Source organism: Variovorax nivicola, assembly GCF_051216475.1.
GTDB lineage: Bacteria > Pseudomonadota > Gammaproteobacteria > Burkholderiales > Burkholderiaceae_C > Variovorax.
Window position 1 is genome coordinate 1 of the sequence record NZ_JBPJZK010000030.1, and the last position, 3,426, is coordinate 3,426.

Genomic DNA, 3,426 nt, shown 5'->3' on the forward strand with positions numbered 1-3,426 from the left:
GCGGCGTAATGCGAAGTGCGCTTTTATGCGAAGTCGCGCATGACGAAATCGGCGAAAGGGCAGATCCCGGCGGTCTGAGGCGCATCCGGATGGCTCTGGACTTCGCATAAAAGTAAGCGTCTCCTGCGGTGTCAACCCCACCTCAGGAGACGATCATGGACGCTTTTGATACCCTTCATCCGACGGCCGCGTCATGGCTTCGCTCGAGCGCACTTGCGCCGTCAGTACCTGCCTATTGGCGCTACTTGACCGAGCGGCGCTATGCGCCCAGCACGGCGCGGTCATACCTCTGCTGCCTCGCGCACTTCGCGCGATGGATTCGTCGATGTCGTCATCCGCTGGATGACATCGATCACGCGATCGCGAGGTTCATCGATGAGCATTTGCCACGCTGTACTTGCCCGTCCCTGGCGCATCGCTGTCGCCACCAAGTTCGAGCTGCACTGCAACACCTGAGAGTAGTTCTTGGGAACTCCGGGATCGTGACAGACAGACGTCGGGCCGATCCGATTGAAGAGGCACTGCACCGCTATGACGAGCATATGCAACAGGCCAGGGGCTTGGCTCGAAGTACTCGCCTTCGGCGACTGAAGATCGTGGACGCATTAATTCGCAAGGTTGCGGCGGTCACGCCGAGTGCGGAGCAACTGCGGCGATTCATTGCTCAGGAACTCGACCGCGTGTCGCCGGCCAGTGGGGGCGTGATCGCCACGGCATTGCGCGGCTACTTGCACTTCAGAGCCTTCGAAGGCGACCGTGTCGAGCATTTGTTACCGGTGATTGGGTCGCCGGCGCGGTGGCGCTTGGCGCCGCTGCCGCAGACGCTGTCGCGCAGCGATGTCGAGCGATTGCTCGATGCCTTCCCGCTTGGGCTGCCTTCTCGCCTTCGCTCATACGCGATCGTGCGGTGCTTCGTAGATCTCGGATTGCGAACCCACGAAGTCAGCCGCCTTACGTTGGACGATATCGACTGGACGGCCGGCACCGTGCGCATCGCCAAGTGCAAGACCCGGCGCGCGGACCTGATGCCCTTGCCGCCGGCGACCGGTCGTGCCATCGCCGAGTATCTGCGCATGGAGCGACCTCCAACGGCCAACCGGCAGGTGTTTGTCCGGCACGTGGCGCCGATCGACGAGCCCGTTGGCCCGGACGTCGTGCGCAACACCGTGCGCAATGCCTATCGACGCAGTGGCTTGCCCTATACCCGTGTGCATATCCTTCGCCACACCCTGGCTGGTCGACTGCTCGAAACCGGGGGCACACTCAAGGAAGTAGCCGATGTGCTGCGCCACCGCCACCTTGATACCACACTCATCTATGCCAAGGTCGACATGAATCGCCTTGGCGGTGTCGCGATGCCGTGGCCGGGGAGCACGGCATGAAAGCCGGGATGACGCTGCAGGCGGCCGTGCAGCGCTACCTCAAGGAACGTCGGCAGCTCGGCTTCGCGTTGAAGGCTCCGGCCACCGAGCTGATGCGGTTCGCCCGCTTCGCCGACGACCGCGGCCACAAGGGGCCGTTGACGCGAGAACTGCAGATTGAATGGGCTCGGCAGCATGTTCACCGCACCAGCACGGTGACCGCGGCGCGCAGGATCGAAATCCTGCGGCCGTTTGCGGCCTACTACCGGCAATTCGAGGTGGGCACCGAAGTACTGCTGACGAACGTGCTAGGCCGGGGTCATCGCAGACTGACGCCGCACATTTACACCGACGAAGAGATCCTCCAACTGCTGCGGTACGCCGATGGCTTGGCACCCTTGGGTGGCTTGCGTCCGCTGATGTACCGCACGCTGTTCGGGCTTCTGGCCGCCGTCGGTCTCAGGATCTCCGAAGCGTTGAAGCTTCGGGTCGGTGACATCGATCTGGAGGTCGCGACGGTCACGGTACGGGAAACCAAGTTCCACAAGTCCCGCTGTCTTCCGATCCATGCCAGCGTGGTGCAGGCGCTGAGGGAGTATCGGCACGCGCGCGACCGGTACGCCCACTCCGACGCGGATGCGCCATTCTTCATCTCTCGCATCGGAGGATTCTTGCCCCGCAGCACGGCCGAGCAGGTGTTCAAACGCCTACGACCGCGACTGGGATGGTGCACGCGAGGCGACCACGTCAACCCGCGCCTGCACGACCTTCGGCACACCATGGCGGTTCGACGCGTTCAGCTCTGGCATGAGACAGGCGTGTCCATTGACCAGGCGATGTTCTGGCTGTGCACGTACCTTGGCCATGCGAAGATCACCGACACCTACTGGTACCTCACCGGCGTACCCGAATTGATGGACATGGTCGGCGCCAAGTTCGAGCGCTTCTCGCTCACAGGGGACGACGATGAGTAAGTCGACATCGCCGACCTTCGCGACCCTGGTGCAGGAGTTCTTCACCGATTACATGGTCCAGCAGCGAGCCCTGAGCCCGTGTACAGTGGCTTCGTACCGAGACACGTTCGTGCTGATGCTGCGTTACGCGCAACGCCAGGGCAAGGAGCCCAACAGCATGGAGCTGACCGACGTCACTGCGAAGTTCCTGGTCGGCTTCCTCGATCACCTTGAGCAAGAACGACACAGCTCGGTGCGCAGCCGCAACATCCGGCTGGCTGCGGTGCGCTCCTTCCTGAAGTTCGCCGCGCGACGCGATCCGGTGCACCTGGGCCTCATCGAGCAGGCCCTGGCCGTGCCGATGAAGCGCTTCGATCGCAAGATGGTGGGCTTCGTCCCCAGGGAGCAGATGCTCGCCTTGATCGATGCGCCGAGCGACACCTGGATCGGCCAGCGAGATCGCCTGATGTTCGCGCTGATGTTCAACACTGGGGCTCGAGTCTCGGAGATCCTAGGCGTTCGGGTGGCAGACGTTGTACTCGGCCCGACGTCAAGCATCCGGCTGCACGGCAAAGGGCGCAAGCAGCGCTCGTTGCCGCTGTGGAAGACCGCTGCCAAAGCGGTGCGGGATTGGCTCCACCTGAACCCACAGCTTCAGGCCGACTCGCCGCTGCTGGCGCGCCGCGACGGCAAGCCCATGACGCGGGCCAACGTCGCTCAGCGCCTGAAACTCGCCGTGCAAATCGCCTCCGGCAAGTACCCCGACCTGATCAACATGTCTGTGTCGCCGCACCTAATTCGGCACGCCACCGCAATGTGCTTGCTCCAGTCGGGCGCCGACCCGTGCGAGATTGCCTTGTGGCTCGGACACGAGAGTCCAGCGACAACACACATGTACGTCGAGGCGGACCTGGCGATGAAGGAGCGGGCATTGGCGCGCCTGACGACACCGCGGGTGAAACCCACGACGTACCGTCCGCCCAAGGCCCTGCTGGCGTTCCTGCAGGCACTGTGATTATGCAAAGCCATCATGGGCGCAAGCTCTTCCCTGTCCCTCGGCCTGATTGCAGTATCGACATCCCGACTTCGCATAAAAGCGCACTTCGCATTAC

At 63.0% G+C, this 3,426-nt stretch carries 3 protein-coding genes; all 3 read left to right on the forward strand.

From position 1 onward, the window contains the following. Positions 1–155 precede the first annotated feature (155 nt). The 3 genes from ACSFBF_RS35930 to ACSFBF_RS35940 are packed head-to-tail and all read left to right on the forward strand — an operon-like array spanning position 156 to position 3,329. Entirely contained in the window at positions 156–1,382 is a 1,227-nt protein-coding gene (locus ACSFBF_RS35930; protein WP_435462583.1) for a tyrosine-type recombinase/integrase, read from the forward strand. Beyond that, positions 1,379–2,335 (forward strand): tyrosine-type recombinase/integrase, encoded by a 957-nt coding sequence (locus tag ACSFBF_RS35935; RefSeq protein ID WP_435462584.1) that lies wholly within the window; start codon positions 1,379–1,381, stop codon positions 2,333–2,335. The genes ACSFBF_RS35930 and ACSFBF_RS35935 overlap by 4 nt, the downstream gene beginning before the upstream one ends. Further along, positions 2,328–3,329 carry a tyrosine-type recombinase/integrase gene (locus ACSFBF_RS35940; RefSeq protein WP_435462585.1) on the forward strand — a complete coding sequence of 334 codons (1,002 nt, stop codon included), beginning with the start codon at positions 2,328–2,330 and terminating at the stop codon, positions 3,327–3,329. The genes ACSFBF_RS35935 and ACSFBF_RS35940 overlap by 8 nt, the downstream gene beginning before the upstream one ends. Positions 3,330–3,426: the final 97 nt, after the last annotated feature.